Origin of the sequence: Mycobacterium sp. 852002-10029_SCH5224772 (genome assembly GCF_001667315.1) — a bacterium.
Lineage (GTDB): Bacteria > Actinomycetota > Actinomycetes > Mycobacteriales > Mycobacteriaceae > Mycobacterium.
Genome location: NZ_LZHT01000110.1, coordinates 84,922 through 103,682 on the forward strand (window position 1 = coordinate 84,922; position 18,761 = coordinate 103,682).

At 67.2% G+C, this 18,761-nt stretch carries 14 protein-coding genes and 1 pseudogene; 8 read left to right on the plus strand and 7 right to left on the minus strand.

The window, feature by feature from the left end:
- The first annotated feature begins 32 nt into the window (after nt 1-32).
- Both A5775_RS19820 and rraA read left to right on the plus strand, forming a co-directional pair.
- The gene (locus A5775_RS19820; RefSeq protein WP_067256142.1) at nt 33-473 is read left to right on the plus strand and encodes a nucleoid-structuring protein H-NS; all 441 of its coding nucleotides are present in this window, start codon (nt 33-35) and stop codon (nt 471-473) included.
- Nucleotides 474-499: 26 nt separating this feature from the next.
- Nucleotides 500-985 carry a ribonuclease E activity regulator RraA gene (rraA, locus tag A5775_RS19825; protein ID WP_067256144.1) on the plus strand — a complete coding sequence of 162 codons (486 nt, stop codon included), beginning with the start codon at nt 500-502 and terminating at the stop codon, nt 983-985.
- Here rraA and A5775_RS19830 read toward each other — a convergent pair.
- Nucleotides 982-2,451: an NAD(P)/FAD-dependent oxidoreductase gene (locus tag A5775_RS19830; RefSeq protein ID WP_067256147.1), complete on the minus strand. Its 1,470-nt coding sequence runs from the start codon at nt 2,449-2,451 to the stop codon at nt 982-984. The genes rraA and A5775_RS19830 overlap by 4 nt on opposite strands.
- A 76-nt stretch (nt 2,452-2,527) precedes the next feature.
- Between A5775_RS19830 and A5775_RS19835 the strand changes: the two genes are divergently transcribed.
- The gene (locus A5775_RS19835; protein ID WP_067256150.1) at nt 2,528-3,169 is read left to right on the plus strand and encodes a TetR/AcrR family transcriptional regulator; all 642 of its coding nucleotides are present in this window, start codon (nt 2,528-2,530) and stop codon (nt 3,167-3,169) included.
- Between the two features lie 23 nt (nt 3,170-3,192).
- Nucleotides 3,193-4,407 carry a DNA polymerase IV gene (gene dinB / locus A5775_RS19840; RefSeq protein ID WP_067256152.1) on the plus strand — a complete coding sequence of 405 codons (1,215 nt, stop codon included), beginning with the start codon at nt 3,193-3,195 and terminating at the stop codon, nt 4,405-4,407.
- Nucleotides 4,408-4,423: 16 nt separating this feature from the next.
- Here dinB and A5775_RS19845 read toward each other — a convergent pair whose 3' ends face one another.
- Nucleotides 4,424-5,701: an NAD(P)/FAD-dependent oxidoreductase gene (locus A5775_RS19845; protein ID WP_067256155.1), complete on the minus strand. Its 1,278-nt coding sequence runs from the start codon at nt 5,699-5,701 to the stop codon at nt 4,424-4,426.
- Between the two features lie 69 nt (nt 5,702-5,770).
- Here A5775_RS19845 and A5775_RS19850 point away from each other — a divergent pair, with 69 nt between their 5' ends.
- Nucleotides 5,771-6,274: an STAS/SEC14 domain-containing protein gene (locus tag A5775_RS19850; protein WP_231995225.1), complete on the plus strand. Its 504-nt coding sequence runs from the start codon at nt 5,771-5,773 to the stop codon at nt 6,272-6,274.
- A gap of 23 nt (nt 6,275-6,297) precedes the next feature.
- Here A5775_RS19850 and A5775_RS19855 read toward each other — a convergent pair whose 3' ends face one another.
- On the minus strand, nt 6,298-7,302 hold the full coding sequence (locus A5775_RS19855) for a PHP domain-containing protein (RefSeq protein WP_067256158.1): 1,005 nt from the start codon (nt 7,300-7,302) through the stop codon (nt 6,298-6,300).
- 76 nt (nt 7,303-7,378) lie between these two features.
- Entirely contained in the window at nt 7,379-7,819 is a 441-nt protein-coding gene (locus tag A5775_RS19860; RefSeq protein ID WP_067256160.1) for a hypothetical protein, read from the minus strand.
- Nucleotides 7,820-7,870: 51 nt separating this feature from the next.
- On the opposite strand from A5775_RS19860, the gene A5775_RS19865 reads away from it, so the two are divergent.
- On the plus strand, nt 7,871-8,722 hold the full coding sequence (locus A5775_RS19865; RefSeq protein WP_067256163.1) for an LLM class F420-dependent oxidoreductase: 852 nt from the start codon (nt 7,871-7,873) through the stop codon (nt 8,720-8,722).
- A gap of 393 nt (nt 8,723-9,115) precedes the next feature.
- Here A5775_RS19865 and A5775_RS19870 read toward each other — a convergent pair whose 3' ends face one another.
- Together A5775_RS19870 and gltB are read right to left on the minus strand one after the other, a co-directional pair.
- Nucleotides 9,116-10,591: a glutamate synthase subunit beta gene (locus A5775_RS19870; RefSeq protein ID WP_067256166.1), complete on the minus strand. Its 1,476-nt coding sequence runs from the start codon at nt 10,589-10,591 to the stop codon at nt 9,116-9,118.
- Complete coding sequence (gene gltB / locus A5775_RS19875) at nt 10,584-15,167, minus strand: glutamate synthase large subunit (RefSeq protein WP_067256345.1); 4,584 nt, start codon at nt 15,165-15,167, stop codon at nt 10,584-10,586. Before gltB ends, A5775_RS19870 begins: the two co-directional genes overlap by 8 nt.
- Before the next feature lie 630 nt (nt 15,168-15,797).
- On the opposite strand from gltB, the pseudogene A5775_RS19880 reads away from it, so the two are divergent.
- Nucleotides 15,798-16,926: pseudogene (locus A5775_RS19880) on the plus strand (MinD/ParA family protein).
- Here A5775_RS19880 and sigI read toward each other — a convergent pair.
- Nucleotides 16,923-17,801, minus strand: a complete 879-nt coding sequence (gene sigI, locus A5775_RS19885) for an RNA polymerase sigma factor SigI (RefSeq protein ID WP_067256170.1) — start codon at nt 17,799-17,801, stop codon at nt 16,923-16,925. The pseudogene A5775_RS19880 and the gene sigI sit on opposite strands and share 4 nt — an antisense overlap.
- 111 nt (nt 17,802-17,912) lie before the next feature.
- Between sigI and A5775_RS19890 the strand changes: the two genes are divergently transcribed.
- A complete protein-coding gene (locus tag A5775_RS19890) occupies nt 17,913-18,761 on the plus strand; it encodes an NAD(P)H-binding protein (protein WP_067256347.1) in 849 nt (282 codons plus the stop codon).

An 18,761-nucleotide genomic window follows, 5' to 3' on the forward strand; every position in this document is an offset into this window, starting at 1 on the left:
CGAACGACAGAGGAAGCTCAAGGAGCGGCCGCATGGCAGACCCGCAGGACCCCACCCACAGCGCACCCGACGGCGCCGGCACTCCGCCGGAAAAGAAGCCGCCCGCCAAGGCGGCGAAAAAGATCGCGAAGGCGCCGGCCAAGAAGGCACCTGCGAAGAAGGTGCCCGCCAAAAAAGCGCCGGCCAAAAAAGCGCCCGCGAAGAAGGCGCCGGCCAAGAACGCCGAACCCGCGCCCCCGAAGCCGCCCGAGCCGCCGGCCGACATGCAGCAGCGGGCGGAAACCAATGGCGACCTCACCGCCGCCGCCAAAGATGCTGCCGCACAGGCGAAGTCCACGGTGGAAGCCGCCAACAACCCGGTCTCTCCCGCTATTGCGGGCCCCGCAGTGCGTCAATCCCCGGTGCCGCTGATCGTTGCCCTGGCCGTCAGCCTGCTGGCCATCCTGCTCATCCGTCAGCTGCGCCGGCGCTGAGCGCGCGGGCGTCTAACGTGTCAGAAGTGACGGTGTCATTCCGGCCGACCGCCGACCTGGTCGACAGCATCGGTCCCGACGTACGCAGCTGCGACGTGCAATTCCGTCAGCTCGGCGGGCGGGCAGAGTTCGCCGGGCCGATCAGCACCGTGCGCTGCTTTCAAGACAACGCGCTGCTGAAGTCGGTGCTCTCTGAGCCAGGGGACGGCGGGATATTGGTGGTCGACGGCGCCGGCTCGCTGCACACCGCGCTGGTCGGCGACGTCATCGCGGAGCTCGCGCGCTCCAACGGCTGGTCCGGGCTCATCATCAACGGCGCGGTGCGGGACTCGGCCGCGCTGCGGGGCATGGACATCGGCATCAAGGCGCTGGGCACCAACCCCCGCAAGAGCGCCAAGACCGGCGCCGGCGAACGCGACGTCGAAATCACCCTGGGCGGTGTGACATTCGTGCCGGGCGAGATCGCCTACAGCGACGACGACGGGATCGTCGTGGTCGCCACAAACAGCTAAACTGCTACCGGCGCACGCTTTTTCGCGAACTTCAGGCCTTCGTCGTCGACCTTGCCGCGCCGGATCGTGCGCATGTCGAAGAAGTAGTTCTGCTTGAGCCGCCACGGCGCCCGCGAGCCCGACTTGGGCAGCAGGTGCATCGAACGCCGGAAGTAGCCGGGAACGAAGTCCATGAACGGCAGCTCGTCGACGTCATCGCCCGGATGTTGGGGCTCCACGAAGTCAAACCCCTTGGCGTCCATGTGATTCAGCAACCGGCAGACGAATTCGGAGACCAGATCAGCCTTCAGCGTCCAAGACGCGTTGGTGTATCCGAACGTGATGGCGAAGTTCGGCACGCCGGAGAACATCAGGCCCTTGTAGGTCATCAACGAGGTCAGCTCGATGTCCTCACCGTTGCGGGTCGGCTTCACCCCGCCCAACAACTGCATGTTCAATCCCGTTGCGGTGATGATGATGTCGGCCGCCAATTCCTCACCCGAGGCGAGCTTGATGCCGGTCTTGGTGAACCGGTCAATGGTGTCGGTCACGACGTCGGCCTTGCCGTGCCGGATGGTCCGGAAGAAGTCGCCGTCGGGCGCCAGGCACAGCCGCTCGTCCCAGACGTTGTAGCGGGGCCCGAAGTGCTTCTCGACGTCGTAGCCCTGCGGCAGGCGTCGCTGCGCCATCGTCATCAACGTCTTGCGCATGTAGGCCGGAGCCTTGCGGGACAGCTGGTACTGGAAAGTGCTGAACGCGATGGCTTTCCAGCGGTTGGCCATGTGGGCCAGGCGCTCGGGTAGCAGCCGGTTGGCCTTCTCGGCGAAGGGATCCACCCCCGGCAGCGAGCCGATGTAGGTCGGCGAACGCTGCAGCATCGTGACGTGGCCCGCGCCCGAGTTCACCAGGGCGGGGATCAGGGTGATCGCCGTGGCACCGGACCCGATGACGACGATTCGCTTGCCCGCGTAGTCGAGGTCCTCCGGCCAGTGCTGCGGATGCACGATGGTGCCACCGAAGTCGTCGGAGCCTTCGAAGGTGGGCGAGAACCCCTCGTCGTAGTTGTAGTAGCCGGTGCAGGCGAACAGGAACGAACACGTCATCTCGCTCGTGCGGCCGTCGGATTCGACGGTCAGCGTCCAGCGGTTGTCGGCGTCGGACCAGTCGGCGGCCACCACCCGGTGGCTGTAGCGGATGTGCGGTTCGATCCGGTTCTCAACCGCGGCCTCCTTGATGTAGGCCTTGATCGACGCGCCGTCGGCGATCGACTTCGCCGAACGCCAGGGCTTGAACCGGAAGCCCAGGGTGAACATGTCCGAGTCGGATCGGATGCCCGGGTATTTGAAGAGGTCCCAAGTGCCGCCGAGATCAGCACGACGTTCGAGGATGGCGTAGCTCTTGGTCGGGCAGCGTTCCTGCAGGTGCCAGGCCGCGCTCACACCGGAGATGCCGGCGCCCACGATGAGGACGTCAAGGTGCTCAGTCATAGCGCCACGCTATCAACGCTGTGTCGAGCGGGTCAACACGGTGTTGAAGATTTCGACAGGGTGTAAAGTAGCGGCCGTGACTTCCGCCGGCCAGACTCGCGCCCTGCGGGGCCGCCGCGCCATCCGCCCTTCGGGTGACGAGCGTGAGCAGGCCATCCTCGCCACCGCCGAACGGCTGCTCAAGACGCGGCCGTTCGCCGGCATCTCGGTCGACGACCTGGCCAAGGGCGCCGGGCTGTCGCGGCCCACGTTCTACTTCTACTTCAAGTCCAAAGAGGCGGTGGTGCTGTCGCTGCTCGAGCCGGTCATCGCCCGCGCCGACGCCGAGTTCGACGGCGCCGTGCAGCGACTGCCGGCCGACCCGCGGCGGGTGTGGCGCAACGGGATCAAGGCGTTTTTCGCCGCCTTCAGCTCGCACCGCCCGCTGGCCCGGGCCGCCACCGAGGCGCTGGCCACCAGCTCGGAGTTGCGGTCGGTGTGGTCGGGATTCATGCAGAAGTGGATCGACCAGACCGCGGCCATGATCACGGCGGAACGCGAGCGCGGCGCCGCACCGGACACCATTCCCGCCGCCGACCTCGCCACCTCCCTGAATCAGATGAACGAGCGCAGCATGATGGCCGCGCTCTCCGGCGAGATGCCCGCGGTCGACGAGGACCGCGTCGTCGACACCCTCACCCACATCTGGGTCAGCAGCATCTACGGCGAATCCGGCTAGTTGTCGCAGGCGCGTGCGAACATATGTTCGTGCGGAGTGACGCTTCCATCCTGCACGCGGACCTCGATTCCTTCTACGCGTCCGTCGAACAGCGCGACGACCCGAGGCTGCGGGGCCGTCCGGTGATCGTCGGCGGCGGGGTGGTCCTGGCCGCGAGTTACGAGGCCAAGGCCTACGGCGTTCGCACGGCCATGGGCGGCGCGCAGGCGCGCCGGCTGTGCCCGGCCGCCGTGGTGGTGCCGCCGCGGATGAGCGCCTACACGCGCGCCAGTGACGCCGTCTTCGAGGTCTTCGGCGATTGCACCCCGATCGTGGAAGCGCTGTCGGTGGACGAAGCCTTCCTCGACGTCGGCGGGCTGCGCCGGGTCCGCGGCACGCCGGTGGCGATCGCCGCGCGGCTGCGCGCCGACGTGCGCGAGCGGGTTGGCCTGCCGATCACCGTCGGGATCGCCCGGACGAAGTTCCTCGCCAAGGTCGCCAGCCAGGAAGCCAAGCCCGACGGGCTGCTGCTGGTGCCGCCCGATCAGGAGCTGACGTTCTTGCGGCCGCTGCCGGTGCGCCGCCTGTGGGGTGTCGGCGCGGTGACGGCCGAGAAGCTGCACGCGCACGGCATCGTGACTGTTGCCGACGTCGCCGAGCTCAGCGAGTCGGCACTGGGCTCGATGGTGGGCGGCGCGATGGGCCGTCAGCTGTATGCGCTGTCCCGCAATATCGACCGTCGGCGGGTCACCACCGGCGTTCGCCGCCGCTCCGTCGGCGCCCAGCGGGCGCTGGGCCGCTCCGGTAACACCATGTCGCCCAACGAAATTGACGCCGTGGTGGTCAACTTGATCGACCGCATCACGGCCCGTATGCGTGCGGCCCGGCGCACCGGACGCACAGTGGTGCTGCGGCTGCGCTTCGACGACTTCACCCGGGCGACCCGGTCACACACCCTGCCGTGGGCCACGTCGGCCACGGCGCCCATCCTGGCCGCCGCGCGCCAGCTGGTCGGGGGCGCTGCCCCGATGATCGCGCAGCGCGGTCTGACGCTGGTCGGCTTCGCGGTGTCGGGCATCGACCGCAGCGGCGCCCAGCAGCTGATGCTGCCGTTCGGCGAATCGCACCGCCGGGCAGCCGGCGACGACATCGACGCGGCCGTCGACCGGGTGCGCCGGCGCTACGGCAAGTCGGCGCTCACGCCCGCGGTGTTGTTGGGCCGCGATCCGGGCTTCGAGATGCCGCACCTACCGGACTGATCGAACAAACGGCTCGTCAGCTGGGTCGTTCGGTTGCCATGAGGGACTGTGCCGCCAGTTCGCCGCTCTCTACGGCACCTTCCATGAAGATCGGCCAGCTGCTGCGTTCGGCGCCGGCGAAGCTCACGCGGCCGTGACGATGCGGCAGCGAGCGGCGGAACTGGGTGAAGTGACCGGGCGACACATGTGCGTATGTGCCGCAGGTGAATTGGTCTTGCGGCCAGCGCACCACCTCGATGCGTTCAATCGTGTCGGGATCGACGCCGACGCCTCGGCAGAGATCTTCGGCCAGCGCGCCGGCGTCGCATTTCTCGGCGCTGGGCGGCGTGAAGCCGTAGAGGACGCGACGGGTGCGCCAGCCGACGACCATTGTGCTTCCCCCGATGAATGCCTTGGCGTGGAAGGGCTTTCGTGCTGAGACGACGACTGCGACCTTGGTGGCTTGCCCATAGCGAATGGCGGCGTTCGCATCGCGGATTTGTCCCGGTAGGTTCGGGGCGAAATCGATACGAGACAGCGCAGTCGTCGGCACCGCCATGACAGCGTGGTCGGCCTCGATCACATCCCCGTTGCTGACGTGCACCGCCACACTGTCGTTGCCCAGCTCGACGGCGCGGGCCGTTGCTGCGAGGTGGACGCGCCCAGTGAGCTGACCGCCCAGGTAAGCGCAGAGTGCACTGGTGCCCTCGGCGATGTGGCTGGCGCGAGCTACTTCGCCGATCATGAATCGGTAGACTCCCCCTTCGCGGCGAAGCAGTTCGACCAACTCCAACAGCGAGACGTCGCCGAGGTCAGCGCCGCCGAAAAGTGCGCCGACGACACTGTCCATCAGGGGACGGGCTGCACCCCAAAGCCGGAGCTCCTCGAGCCACTCGGCCACCGATCGCGAATCAAGGTCGGCCCGTTGGGATTCGAAGGATGCGCCGGCGGACAGCGCACGAAGGCCGCGCGGGCCGAAGAGAAAACGATTCAGCACGAGGAGCTCAGTGGGGTTGAGGCGTGGAATGACTCGCCCGCAACGATCGTGCGCACCGCGCCACCGGATCAGGCCCGCGGCGTAGTGATCGCGGATAAGGTGCAACCCGGCGTCGGTCACGAGCTTTCGCATCCGCCGATGGTTTCTGGAAATGAACTGGGCGCCAAGCTCGAGCACATCGCCGGTGATGGGCCGGGATCTGCTTCGCCCGCCGATCTCGTCGCGGCCGTCGAGGACGACCACCTCCTGAGCGGCTGCGGACAACTGGGCCGCCGCCGTGAGGCCGGCGAGTCCCGCGCCGACAATGACGACTCTCATGCGCGTACCTATCCCGTCAGCGGAGCAAGCTCTACCATAGCACTAGGCAATAATTGTACTAGGAAATGGATGGGGGTTGCTGTGCTCAAAGAGCTCGTGAGCGTGCCCGCAGGAATTCAGGCCCTGGAGGCTGTCGGGACGGTGACGACAGAGGATTACGACCGGGTGCTTGCGCCGCTGGTCGATCGGGCGCGACGAACCAAGGGCCGGATGCGGCTGCTCTACCAATTCGGCCCGGGCTTCGAGCGCATCACGCCGGGCGCGTTATGGGCGGACAGCCGACTGGGAGTGGGCTACTTGCCGGTTCTCGATGGTTGCGCCGTCGTGAGCGACATCGATTGGATTCGGGCGCCGGCGCGCGCCATCGGTGCGTGGATGCCGTGCCCGATGCGGTTGTATGGCAACGACGAGTGCGACGACGCACTCGCCTGGCTGGCCTCCCTTCCAGGCGGCACTGACGTGTCGAAGCGGGACCTAGCCAAGGCCTTTATCGGTGGCACCCTCGCAGCGATGGGAAGCCTTGGAGGACTTGTCATTTCCGCGGGCACCAAGAGTAGTCACGGGAGTCGGTGATCCACAGGATGTCCGACAGGCGGCTAATTCGCCGCCCACTCCAACAGCCGCTCGGCCGGCCAGGTGTTCACGATCCGGTCGGCGGGAACGCCCGCGTCCAGCGCGCGCTGGGCGCCGTAGCCGAGGAAATCCAGCTGGCCGGGCGCATGGGCATCGGTGTCGATGCTGAACACGCAACCGATCTCCAGCGCCAGGTTGAGCAGCCGGGTCGGCGGGTCGCGCCGCTCGGGTCGGGAGTTGATCTCCACTGCGGTGCCGTGCTCGCGGCACGCCGTGAACACGGCCTCGGCGTCGAACTTGGATTCCGGCCGGATGCCACGGTTCCCGGACACCAGCCGCCCGGTGCAGTGGCCGAGCACGTCGGCGTGCGGATTTTCGGCCGCGCGCAGCATGCGCCGGGTCATCGCGGCCGAGTCCATCGACAACTTGGAGTGCACGCTGGCCACCACGACGTCGAGACGCTCCAACAGTTCGGGTTCCTGGTCCAGGCTGCCGTCGTCGAGGATGTCGACCTCGATCCCGGTGAGAATGCGCATCGGCGCGAACTTGGCCTGCAGCCCGTCGATCACGTCGAGTTGCTTGCGTAACCGCTCCGCCGAGAGGCCGTTGGCGATGGTCAGCCGCGGCGAATGGTCGGTCAGCGCGCAGTATTCGTGACCCAGCGCCGCCGCGGCGGCCATCATCTCCTCGATCGGCGCCGAGCCGTCCGACCAGTTGGAGTGCAGATGCAGATCGCCGCGCAGCGCGGAACGAATATCACCCCCGCCGAGATCCTCTGCGGTGGAACGCAATTCGACCAGCAGGTCGGGCTCACGACCGGACCACGCCTGATCGATCACCTTGGCGGTTTTGGGGCCGATGCCAGGCAACGACTGCCAGCTGTTGGCCGCGCCGTGGCGTTCCCGCGCCGCGTCGTCGAGGCCCTCGATGATGTCGGCCGCGTTGCGATAGGCCATCACGCGTCTGGGGTCGTGGCGGCTCCGATCTTTGTAATAGGCGATCTGCCGCAGCGCCGCTACCGGGTCCATGACTCCAGTGTGCCCGCACGGTGACTGCAAGCGCGGCGACGCTGGGCGTCGCAGGTCATTGCGGGACCTCCGCGGATCACAACAGCTGGCCGGCAACGAATCCGGCGAGCAGCACGGCGAATCCGCCGATCTCCCCCACGATCAGCAACGCCATCGCCAGCCTGAGTCGCCCGTCGGCGTTCTCGAATTGGTTGACGGTGTCGCGCCGCGCTCCGTGGTCGATGTAGGCCGCGATGGCCGCCACGAAGAAGAAGACCACCACTCCCGCCGCCGTCAGGTTCACCCACACCGGCCAGGCGCTGTATTGCACGAAGGCCGCCAGCAGCAGCGTCGCGAACGAGTACAGCAGCGCCGCGCGGTGCGCGATGTCGACGTAGGGATGCGCGAGGTGATTGTCGGAGGTGATCATCTCGCGGTATTTCCATACGCCGAGAACGAGCGCGAGCAGGAAGATCAGGCCCGCCGCCAGCAGGGTGATCTTGGTATCGATGCCGAGGGAACTGCAAACGGTAGTCATAGCGCGCTTGAGTTTAGTTGCCCTTCATAAAGGCCCACTAACGTCATCAAGATGCGATTCGCGTTCAAGACTTCCCCGCAAAACACCACCTGGGCACAAATGCTGGCCGTTTGGCAGGCGGCCGACGACATCCACGTCTACGCATCCGGGTGGACGTTCGACCACTTCTACCCGATCTTTTCCGACAGCAGCGGGCCATGTCTGGAGGGTTGGACGACACTGACGGCGCTGGCACAGGCCACCGACCGGTTGCGGCTGGGCACCCTGGTCACCGGGATCCACTACCGCCACCCCGCGGTGCTGGCCAACATGGCGGCCGCCCTCGACATCATTTCGAACGGGCGACTCGAGCTGGGGATCGGCGCCGGCTGGAACGAAGAGGAATCCGGCGCCTACGGCATCGAGCTGGGCAGCATCAAGGAACGCTTCGACCGCTTCGAGGAAGCATGCGAGGTGCTGACCCGCCTGCTCAGCGACGAAACAACCGACTTCGACGGCAGGTTCTACCAGCTCAAGGGCGCCCGCAACGAGCCCAAGGGTCGGCAGCGGCCGCACCCGCCGATCTGCATCGGCGGCAGCGGGGAGAAGCGCACGCTGCGGATCACCGCCCGCTACGCGCAGCACTGGAACTTCGTGGGCGGTCCGCCCGACGTGTTCGCCCACAAGCGCGACGTCCTCGCCTCGCACTGCGCGGACATCGGCCGCGACCCGAAGGAGATCACGCTTTCGGCCCACCTGCGCCTGGAGCCGGATCTCGATTACGGGAAGGTCATCGAGGACGCGGCCGGACTGGCCGCCGAAGGGCTGGATCTCGGGATCGTCTACCTTCCCCCGCCGCACGACCCCGCGGTGCTGGAACCCCTCGCCGAGGCGATCCGCGACTCGGGGCTGCTGGACCGATAGCCCCGATTGGGGGTCCGCTGGCGGGTCTCAGGCGAACATTCCGCCCGCCGGGACCTGAGCAAACCCACCCCGTGTCCTCAAGCGTGTCGGCTAGATGATCACGCCCCGAAGAGCAGCAAGTCCTGAGCGGTGACCAGGCGCTCGTGCTTGGCGGGGAACTCACGACTTTTTACCGGGTGACGCAACCATGACCAGGCCATTCGCCCCATCCGCGTCCGGGGTACTGGGTGGATATGCACAAGAACCACTCCTGCGATCGGTCCGTTCATCCGGGAAACAGTGTGACCCCCCCTGTGAGCGGGCTCACAAACAGCTATTAGACACCTACCGTCTGGCAAACTGCGGACGACGCGCCGAACGAAGGCAATCGTGTTTCTGGTGTGACTGGTGTTACTACTGAAGCGGTACCGCGGACGGTTTGATGGGCGCCGGCAGCGCGGTGGAACCCATCATGAACCGGTCCGCCGCCGCCGCGGCCGCCCTGCCCTCAGCTATCGCCCAGACGATCAACGACTGGCCGCGACCCATGTCACCGGCAACGAAGACACCCGGAACGGACGTCTCGAAATCGGCGCTGCGCGCGACGTTGCCGCGCTCGGTGAGCTTGACCCCGAGTTCGGTGAGCAGGCCCTCCTTCTCCGGGCCGACGAATCCCATCGCCAGCAACACCAGATCGGCCTCGAGTTCGAACTCGGAACCCTCCACCTTGACGAACTTGCCGTCCTGCATGGTCACCTCGTGCGCCTTGAGCGCGGTCACGCGACCGTCCTTGCCGACGAACTCCTCGGTGTTGACGGAGAACACCCGCTCGCCGCCCTCTTCGTGCGCCGCGGACACCCGGTACATCAGCGGGTAGGTCGGCCACGGGGTGGACGGGGCGCGCGTCTCCGGTGGGCGCGGCATGATCTCGAACTGGTGCACCTCGATCGCGCCCTGCCGGTGCACGGTGCCCAGGCAGTCGGCGCCGGTGTCACCGCCGCCGATGATGATGACCTTCTTGCCCTTGGCGGTGAGCGGCGGCTGCCCGTCCGCATCCACCTCGTCCTCGCCGAGGTCGCCCGACGCCTGCCGGTTGCCCCAGGGCAGGAACTCCATCGCCTGGTGGATGCCGTCCAATTCCCGGCCGGAAACGGGCAGATCACGCCAGGCGGTCGCACCACCGGCCAGCACCACCGCGTCGAAGTCGGAGCGCAGTTGTTCGGCGGTGATGTCGACCCCCACGTTGACGCCCGCGCGGAATTCGGTTCCCTCGGCCCGCATCTGGTCCAGTCGGCGATCGAGGACGCGCTTTTCCATCTTGAATTCCGGAATGCCGTAGCGCAGCAGTCCACCGATGCGATCGGCCCGCTCGAAGACGATGGCGGTGTGGCCGGCGCGGGTCAGCTGCTGGGCGGCGGCCAGACCCGCCGGTCCGGAACCGACCACGGCGACCTTTTTCCCGGTGAGCTTCTCCGGCGGCAGCGGCCGCACCCAGCCCTCGGCGAAAGCCTTCTCGATGATTTCGTACTCGATCTGCTTGATCGTCACCGCGGGCTGGTTGATGCCGAGCACGCAGGCCGGCTCACAGGGGGCCGGGCACAGCCGACCGGTGAAGTCCGGGAAATTGTTGGTGGCATGCAGCCGTTCGATGGCGTCGCGCCACTGGTCCTTACGGACCAGGTCATTCCACTCCGGAATCAGGTTGCCCAGCGGGCAACCGTGGTGACAGAACGGAATACCGCAGTCCATGCAGCGGGTCGCCTGCTCGCGCAGGGTCTCGTTGTCGAATTCTTCGTAGACCTCGTTCCAGTCGCGCAACCGCAACGGGACGGGCCGGCGCTTCGGCAGTTCCCGACGCGTGTATTTCATGAAGCCGCTCGGATCAGCCATGGGCGGCCGCCATGATCGCCTTGTCGATATCCACGCCGTCGCGTTCCGCTTCGGCAATCGCCTGCAGCACCCGCTTGTAGTCCCGCGGCATCACCTTCACGAAACTCCGTCGCTCTTGCGTCCAGTCGCCCAGAATACGCTGGGCCACAGCGGAATCGGTGGCATCAACGTGTGCCTGGATCATCCCGTGCAACCATTCGCTGTCATCTTCATCCAAGCTCTCGAGCTCGACCATCTCCGCGTTGAGATTTCCTGGCAATTCGCCGTGCGGGTCGTAGACGTACGCCACACCGCCGGACATGCCGGCCGCGAAGTTACGGCCGGTGCGACCGAGGACGACGACTTTGCCGCCGGTCATGTATTCGCAACCGTGGTCCCCGACGCCCTCGACGACGGCGTGCGCCCCGGAGTTGCGGACCGCAAATCGTTCACCGACGACACCGCGCAGGTACGCCTCCCCGCTGGTCGCGCCGAACAGGATCACGTTGCCGCCGATGATGTTGTCCTCGGCCACGTAGTCCTGCGGCGCGTTGTCCGACGGCCGAACCACAATCCGGCCACCGGACAGGCCCTTACCGACGTAGTCGTTGGCGTCGCCGTAGACGCGCAAGGTGATGCCGCTCGGCACGAACGCGCCGAAGCTGTTGCCCGCCGAGCCGTCGAAGGTGATGTCGATGGTCCCGTCCGGCAACCCTTGACCGCCATAGGCTTTGGTGACCTCGTGGCCGAGCATGGTGCCCACCGTGCGATTGACGTTGCTGATCGTGGTGGAGAAGCGCACCGGCTGCTGCGAATCCAGCGCCTCGCGGCTCATCACGATCAACTGCTGGTCGAGCGCCTTGTCCAGGCCGTGGTCCTGACGCGAGGTGCAGTACAGGTCCTGGTTCATGAACGCCGATTCCGGCTCGTGCAGCACGGGTGCCAGATCCAGCTTGTGGGCCTTCCAGTGCGCTCGGGCCAGCGTGGTGTCCAGTGATCCGACCTGGCCGACGGCCTCGTTGACGGTGCGGAAACCCAACTGCGCCATGTATTCGCGGACTTCTTCGGCGATGTACATGAAGAAGTTCTCCACGAACTCGGGCTTGCCGGTGAAGCGTTCTCGCAGCAGCGGGTTCTGGGTGGCCACTCCGACCGGGCAGGTGTCCAGGTGGCAGACCCGCATCATGATGCAGCCCGCTACGACCAGCGGCGCGGTGGCGAAGCCGAATTCCTCGGCGCCCAGCAGCGCCGCGATCATCACGTCGCGGCCAGTCTTGAGCTGGCCGTCGACCTGGACCACGATCCGGTCGCGTAACCCGTTGAGCAGCAACGTCTGCTGCGTCTCGGCAAGGCCCAGCTCCCACGGCGCACCGGCGTGTTTCTGCGAGGTCAGCGGCGTGGCGCCGGTGCCGCCGTCGTGCCCGGAGATCAGCACCACGTCGGCGTGCGCCTTGGACACGCCCGCGGCCACCGTGCCCACGCCGTTCTCGGAGACCAGCTTGACGTGCACACGCGCGGCCGGGTTGGCGTTCTTGAGGTCGTGGATCAGCTGGGCGAGATCCTCGATGGAGTAGATGTCGTGGTGCGGCGGCGGTGAGATCAGGCCGACCCCGGGTGTGGAGTGCCGGACCTCGGCAACCCAGGGGTACACCTTGTGCCCCGGAAGCTGACCGCCCTCACCGGGTTTCGCACCCTGCGCCATCTTGATCTGGATATCGGAGCAGTTGGTCAGGTAGTGCGACGTGACGCCGAACCGCGCCGAAGCAACCTGTTTGATCGCGCTACGGCGCCAGTCCCCGTTGGGATCGCGGTCGAAACGCTTGACATCCTCGCCGCCTTCCCCGCTGTTCGATCGCCCGCCCAGACGGTTCATCGCGATGGCCAGCGTCTCGTGCGCCTCCGCGGAGATCGAGCCGTAGCTCATCGCCCCGGTGGAGAAGCGCTTCACGATTTCGCTGGCGGGCTCGACCTCGGCCAGCGGAATGGGTTGCCGCACACCGCCGCGGAATTTGAGCAGGCCGCGCAGAGATGCCATGCGCTCGCTCTGGTCGTCGACCAGTCGCGTGTAATCCTTGAAGATCTTGTATTGACCGGTGCGGGTGGCGTGCTGCAGCTTGAAGACGGTCTCCGGGTTGAACAGGTGGTACTCGCCCTCGCGGCGCCACTGGTATTCCCCGCCCACCTCGAGCTCACGGTGAGCGCGTTCGCCCGGGCGGTCCAGGTAGGCCAGCGCGTGCCGGGCGGCGACGTCGACGGCGATGTCGTCCAGGGTGATCCCGCCGATGGGACAGCTCAACCCGGTGAAATATTCGTTGAGCACATCCTCGGAAATCCCGACCGCCTGGAACAACTGAGAACCGGTGTAGGAGGCCAGCGTCGAAATGCCCATCTTGGACATCACTTTCAGCACACCCTTGCCGGCGGCCTTGATGTAGTTGTTCAGCGCGGTCTTGCGGTCGATGCCCTCGATGACGCCCCTGTCGAGCATGTCCTCGATCGACTCGAACGCCAGGTACGGGTTGATCGCCGCGGCGCCGAAGCTGACCAGCGCCGCCATGTGGTGCACCTCGCGGGCGTCACCGGTCTCCACCACCAGGCCCACGTGGGTCCGCGTGCGGTCGCGCACCAGGTGGTGGTGCACCCCCGCCACCGCGAGCAGCGACGGAATCGGCGCCATCTTTTCGTCGGATTCGCGGTCGGACAAGATGATCACCCGCGCGCCGTCGGCGATCGCCGCCGACGCCTGCGCACGCACGTCCTCGAGGGCGGCGGCCAGCCCGGCACCACCTTCGGCCACCGGATACAAGCAGCGAATCACCTTGGAACGCATGCCATGCGGGCGACCGTTGACCTCGTCGTCCGGGTTGAGGTTGATCAGCTTCGCCAGCTCCCGGTTGCGCAGAATCGGCTGGGACAGCGCGATCTGGTGACACGAGAGCTCGGTCGGCGTCAGCAGGTCACGCTCGCCGCCGGTGGTGCCCTGCAGGCTGGTCACCACCTCCTCGCGGATGGCGTCCAGCGGCGGGTTGGTCACCTGCGCAAAGAGCTGCTGGAAGTAGTCGTAGAGCATCCGGGGACGCTGCGAGAGCACCGCGACCGGGGTGTCGGTACCCATCGACCCGATCGGTTCGGCGCCGCTGCGCACCATCGGCGCCACCAGCAGATTGAGTTCCTCGTAGGTGTAGCCAAAGGTCTGCTGGCGCTTGACCAGTCGGTCGTGCGGCATCCGCTTGTAGTGGCCTTGCGGCAGGTCGTCGAGGGGGACCAGATTCTTGTCCAGCCACTCCTGATAGGGGTGCTCGGCGGCCAGCTCCGCTTTGATCTCCTCGTCGGCGACGATGCGGCCCTGCGCGGTGTCCACCAGGAACATGCGGCCGGGCTGCAGCCGCATCCGGCGCACCACCTTCGCCGGGTCCAGGTCCAGCACGCCGGCCTCGGACGCCATCACCACCAAACCGTCCTCGGTGACCCAGATCCGCGAGGGGCGCAAGCCATTACGGTCGAGCACCGCGCCGATGATGGTGCCGTCGGTGAAGGTGATCGACGCCGGTCCGTCCCACGGCTCCATCAGTGAGGCGTGGTAGCGGTAGAACGCGCGGCGCGCCGGGTCCATCGACTCGTTGCGCTCCCAGGCCTCGGGGATCATCATCAGCACGGCGTGGGCCAGGCTGCGCCCACCCAGGTGGAGCAGCTCGAGCGCCTCGTCGAAGCGCGCGGTGTCGGAGGCGCCCGGGGTGCAGATCGGGAACAGCTTCTCGACGTCGGCCTCCGAGCCGAAGACGTCGGTCTTGATCAACGCCTCGCGGGCCCGCATCCAGTTCTCGTTGCCGGTGACGGTGTTGATCTCGCCGTTGTGGGCGACGCGGCGGAACGGATGCGCCAGCGGCCACGACGGAAAAGTGTTGGTGGAGAACCGGGAGTGCACGATGCCCAGCGCGCTGGTCAGCCGATTGTCTTGCAGGTCAAGGTAAAACGCCTTGAGCTGCGGGGTGGTCAGCATGCCCTTGTAAACCATGGTCTGGCCCGAAAGGCTTGGGAAGTACACGGTTTCGCGGCCGGGGCCGTCTTGACCCGGGCCTTTGGTGCCCAGCTCGTGCTCGGCGCGCTTGCGCACCACGTAGGCGCGGCGCTCCAGCGTCATGTCGGACGCCCCCGCCATGAACACCTGCCGGAAGGTCGGCATGGCATCGCGCGACAGTGCCCCCAGCGACGAGTCGTCGGTGGGCACGTTGCGCCAGCCCAGCACCGTCAAGCCCTCGGCTTCGGCGATCTTCTCCACTGCGGCGCACGCGGTGGCGGCGTCCTTGGACGATTGCGGCAAGAACGCGATGCCGGTGGCGTAGCTGCCCGGCTGCGGCAACTCGAAGTCCACGACTTCGCGAAGGAAGGCGTCGGGAACCTGAAGCATGACGCCGGCGCCGTCGCCGCTGCGCGGCTCGGCGCCCTGGGCACCCCGGTGTTCGAGGTTGAGCAGCGCGGTGATTGCCTTATCGACGATGTCGCGGCTGCGGCGGCCGTGCATATCGACGACCATGGCTACCCCGCACGCGTCGTGCTCGAACGCGGGGTTGTATAACCCGACGCGCTTGGGCGTCATATGCACCTGACCCTTCACCTGAACGTTCTGCGCGGCCGTTGCAGCGGCCCCGATGAGGTCGCACCCGGAGGTGCGGGCTAAAACCCCTTCGGTCTTGTCTCGATGGGCTGTGCCCCGGGCGGAGATGACCCTGTAGGGATGTCCGTGCAGCTCTGAACGGTGGCCTGGAACCGGTCGCGACAAGTCGTAAAACGATATGACAATACCCGCCTGACATGCCAACTTCGTCAAGTCTAACCGTCGCCCCGCGGGGTCGTAAATTTCGTTATCGCCGCTGATCGACGATATCGTCACGCCGCTGTTTGGGCCCGTGATTCACGCCACGGCGAGGCCTCTCTCGGGCGCTTCGGGGGCTGGCGATGCCGACCGCAAGAAATTTGCTGACGCCGCTTTCCGACTTGGCTGTGACGCGCTACGGACAGTGACGTGCCTGCTAAACAGCCCGATCACGGCGCCACATAAGCCCCGCCAGGCCTCAACCGAGTTTGCCGGTTCCCACACCGGCCGCCTGAGGAGATACTGGACCCGTACTGGTCGCGCCGCATCGCACGCTGGACCGTGGCGCTTATCACGTACGACGCGAGCCGGGCCACCGGCGCGACGATCGACCGCCTGGCACCCGAGGAGCCCATGAACGAGCGCGACGAATTCCTGCGGGACCGTCTGCGGCCCGAGCGGGGAACCACCGCGGCGGCACGTCCGTCCGGTCCCCCTCCGCACGGGGCCCAGCCCTGCGGCGGAGCCGCCGGCCGCCCCGCAATCGGCTCCCGCCGCCCCGGCGTCCTTCCGCCCACCGCCCGCCGTATCGCCGCAGCAACCGGCCCCTCCGGCGCCGCCGCCCCAGGAGTTGCCCGACCGCGGCTGGCGACGCGTCCTGCGCATCGTCACCTTCGGTGCGATCACCTTGGGCCCCTCGCCCGCCCAACGGCAAGAGGCTCAATTCGAGGCGGTCATCCAGACCCGCCTGTACGGCAACTGCAAGGTCGGCGTGCTGGGCAAGGGCGGTGTGGGAAAGACGTCGGTGGCCGCCAGTGTCGGCTCGCTGTTCGCCGAACTCCGCCGGCAAGACCACGTGGTGGCGATCGATGCCGACACCGCCTTCGGGCGGCTCAGCAGCCGCATCGATCCGGGGTCGACGCGCTCGTTCTGGGAGCTCACCGCCGACAAGAACCTCCGGTCCTTCGATGACGTGGTGGCGCGGCTGGGCCGCAATTCCGCGGGCCTGCACGTGCTCGGCGGTGAACCGGCGTCGGGCCCGCGCCGCGTGCTCGATCCCGCGATCTACCGGGAGGCCGCGCTGCGGTTGGACCGCCATTTCACGATCTCGGTCATCGACTGCGGTTCGACGATGGATGCCCCCCTCACCCAGGAAGTCCTGCGCGATCTCGACGCGTTGATCGTGGTGTCCTCGCCCTGGGCCGACGGCGCGTCCGCCGCCGCGCGAACCATGGAGTGGCTGACGGATCAGGGCCTGACGACGCTGCTGCAGCACAGCATCGTGGTGCTCAACGATTCCGACGGTCATGCCGACAAACGCACCCGGGCGTTGCTGGCCCGCGAGTTCACCGATCACGGGCGGCCGGTCATCGAGGTGCCGTTCGACCCGCACCTGCGTCCCGGCGGCGTGATCGACGTGAGCCGCGAAATGGCACCGGCCACGCGACGCAAGTTCCTCGAGATCACGGCGACGATCGCCGGCTATTTCGCGGCACGCACCGACCGGTCGGGCGACCGAGGGCCGAAGGGCCAACTGAACTAGGCCTTCTCGGCAGCGTTCCCGGTTCGCGCCGACGGGTCGGCGATCGCCTCGATCTTGGCCACGCGCGCGCCGCGGATGGTCAACACGATGACGGCGAACAGGCGGCGGTCGCTGAAGGCCAGCAGGACCGGTGCGCCGGCGGGACCGCTGACCAGGGTCACGTCCGGCCACAAGTAGCGCAGCAGGTTGGTGGCCACCGCTTCTGGCCCGTGGTTGACCTGTGGCGGCGGCGCGGGGTCGGCGAGAATCGTGCCCACTCCCCAGACCGTCGGATCCAGGACGGCGGCCAGCCCGGCGAGGTCACCGTTGGCGCACGCGGTGATGAATTTCTCCGTGACGAGCTGGTGTTCGGCCGCGGCCACCGAATTGACCTTCGGTTGCGCCGCAACGAATTTCGCCCGCGCGCGCCGCGCCAGCTGGCGGCAGGTGCCGACCGGACGGCCCACGGTTTCCGAGATCGAGTCAAAGGGCACGCCGAAGACGTCGTGCAGCACGAAGGTGACCCGCTCTCCGGGGCTGAGCCTGCGCAGCACCTCCAGCAGCGCGGTGCGGATCTCGTCGTCGAGGGTGATCCGGTCGGCCGGGTCGGTGCGGCGTGGTGCGGGCTGCTCCCCGATGTCGCCGGGGCGTTCGTAGCGGGCGCGGGCCGAGCGCACCTGGTCGAGGCAGAGCCGGCTGGCCACCACCGTCAGCCAGCCCCGGACATCCTCGATCCCGCTGACTTCGGCGCGTGAGAGCCGCAGGAACGCTTCCTGCGCAACGTCTTCCGCCTCGCCGATGTCTCCCAGCATCTGGTAGGCGAGGTTGACCAGATACGCGCGGTGACGCCGCCAGGCCTGCGCGACCTGGTCGCTCGCTGACTGCGACTGGTTCATGACTCTTCGACGATCTGCTGCCGCAAAAAGTTACGCGTTCTCCGGTGTAACTTTCCCACCTTTTGCCCCGTCCTTGCAGCAGTGCAGAAATATCACGAAAGGAACCATCCCATGACAATTGTCGTCACCGGGGCGACCGGCAACGTCGGGCGCCCGCTCGTCACCGACCTGCTCGCCGCGGGAGCACAAGTGCGCGTGGTCACCCGGCAACCGGGACCGGCCGGATTTCCCCCAGAGGTCGAGGTGCTCGACTCGGCCACCGAGGCGCTGTCGGGCGCGTCGGCGGTCTTCCTGAACTCCCGCGCGCTGGGCGGCCAACTCGACGACGTGGTCGCCGAATGCCGGCGCGCTGGCATCTCCAAGCTGGTCGCGTTGTCGGCGATCAATGCCGACGACGACGACTCCCGGCAACCGTCCCGCTTTCGCGGCGACCGCAACAGGGAGGTCGAGCAACTCGCCGTCGGCTCCGGCCTCGCCTGGGTGAGCCTGCGGCCCACCGTGTTCGCGACGAATTTCGCCGGCATGTGGTCCCCGCAGCTTCGCGCCGGCGACGTGGTTGCGGGGCCATACGCCGCCGCGTCGACGGCGCCGATCGTCGAGACAGACATCGCCGGTGTTGCCGCCCACGCGTTGCTGACCGATGATCTTGTCGGACAGCGGATCCCGCTGACCGGTCCGCAGGCGCTCACCAACTCAGAGCTGGTGGACGTCATCGGCACCATTCTAGGACGGCCGCTGCAGTACCTCGAAGTTCCCGCAGACGCTGTGCGGCAACGGTTTCTGGGTTTGGGGTTCAGCGCCGGATTCGCCGACGCCTACCTGGCGATGCTCGCCGAATCGCTCGACAAACCCGCAATGGTCACCCACGACGTCGAGAAGATCCTCGGCCGGCCGGCACTTCCGTTCGCCCACTGGGTCGCCGAGCACCGCGGCGTCTTCACCGAGGAGAAGGGAACCTGA

Coding starts and splice junctions, on each gene's coding strand:
- A5775_RS19855 (WP_067256158.1), bottom strand. CDS start 7,302: ATGGACCCGGTAGCGGCGCTGCGGCAGATCGCCTATTACAAAGATCGG.
- A5775_RS19820 (WP_067256142.1), top strand. CDS start 33: ATGGCAGACCCGCAGGACCCCACCCACAGCGCACCCGACGGCGCCGGC.
- A5775_RS19830 (WP_067256147.1), bottom strand. CDS start 2,451: ATGACTGAGCACCTTGACGTCCTCATCGTGGGCGCCGGCATCTCCGGT.
- gltB (WP_067256345.1), bottom strand. CDS start 15,167: ATGACGCCCAAGCGCGTCGGGTTATACAACCCCGCGTTCGAGCACGAC.
- A5775_RS19890 (WP_067256347.1), top strand. CDS start 17,913: ATGACAATTGTCGTCACCGGGGCGACCGGCAACGTCGGGCGCCCGCTC.
- A5775_RS19850 (WP_231995225.1), top strand. CDS start 5,771: ATGGGGGTTGCTGTGCTCAAAGAGCTCGTGAGCGTGCCCGCAGGAATT.
- A5775_RS19860 (WP_067256160.1), bottom strand. CDS start 7,819: ATGACTACCGTTTGCAGTTCCCTCGGCATCGATACCAAGATCACCCTG.
- A5775_RS19870 (WP_067256166.1), bottom strand. CDS start 10,591: ATGGCTGATCCGAGCGGCTTCATGAAATACACGCGTCGGGAACTGCCG.
- sigI (WP_067256170.1), bottom strand. CDS start 17,801: ATGAACCAGTCGCAGTCAGCGAGCGACCAGGTCGCGCAGGCCTGGCGG.
- A5775_RS19845 (WP_067256155.1), bottom strand. CDS start 5,701: ATGAGAGTCGTCATTGTCGGCGCGGGACTCGCCGGCCTCACGGCGGCG.
- dinB (WP_067256152.1), top strand. CDS start 3,193: ATGTTCGTGCGGAGTGACGCTTCCATCCTGCACGCGGACCTCGATTCC.
- A5775_RS19865 (WP_067256163.1), top strand. CDS start 7,871: ATGCGATTCGCGTTCAAGACTTCCCCGCAAAACACCACCTGGGCACAA.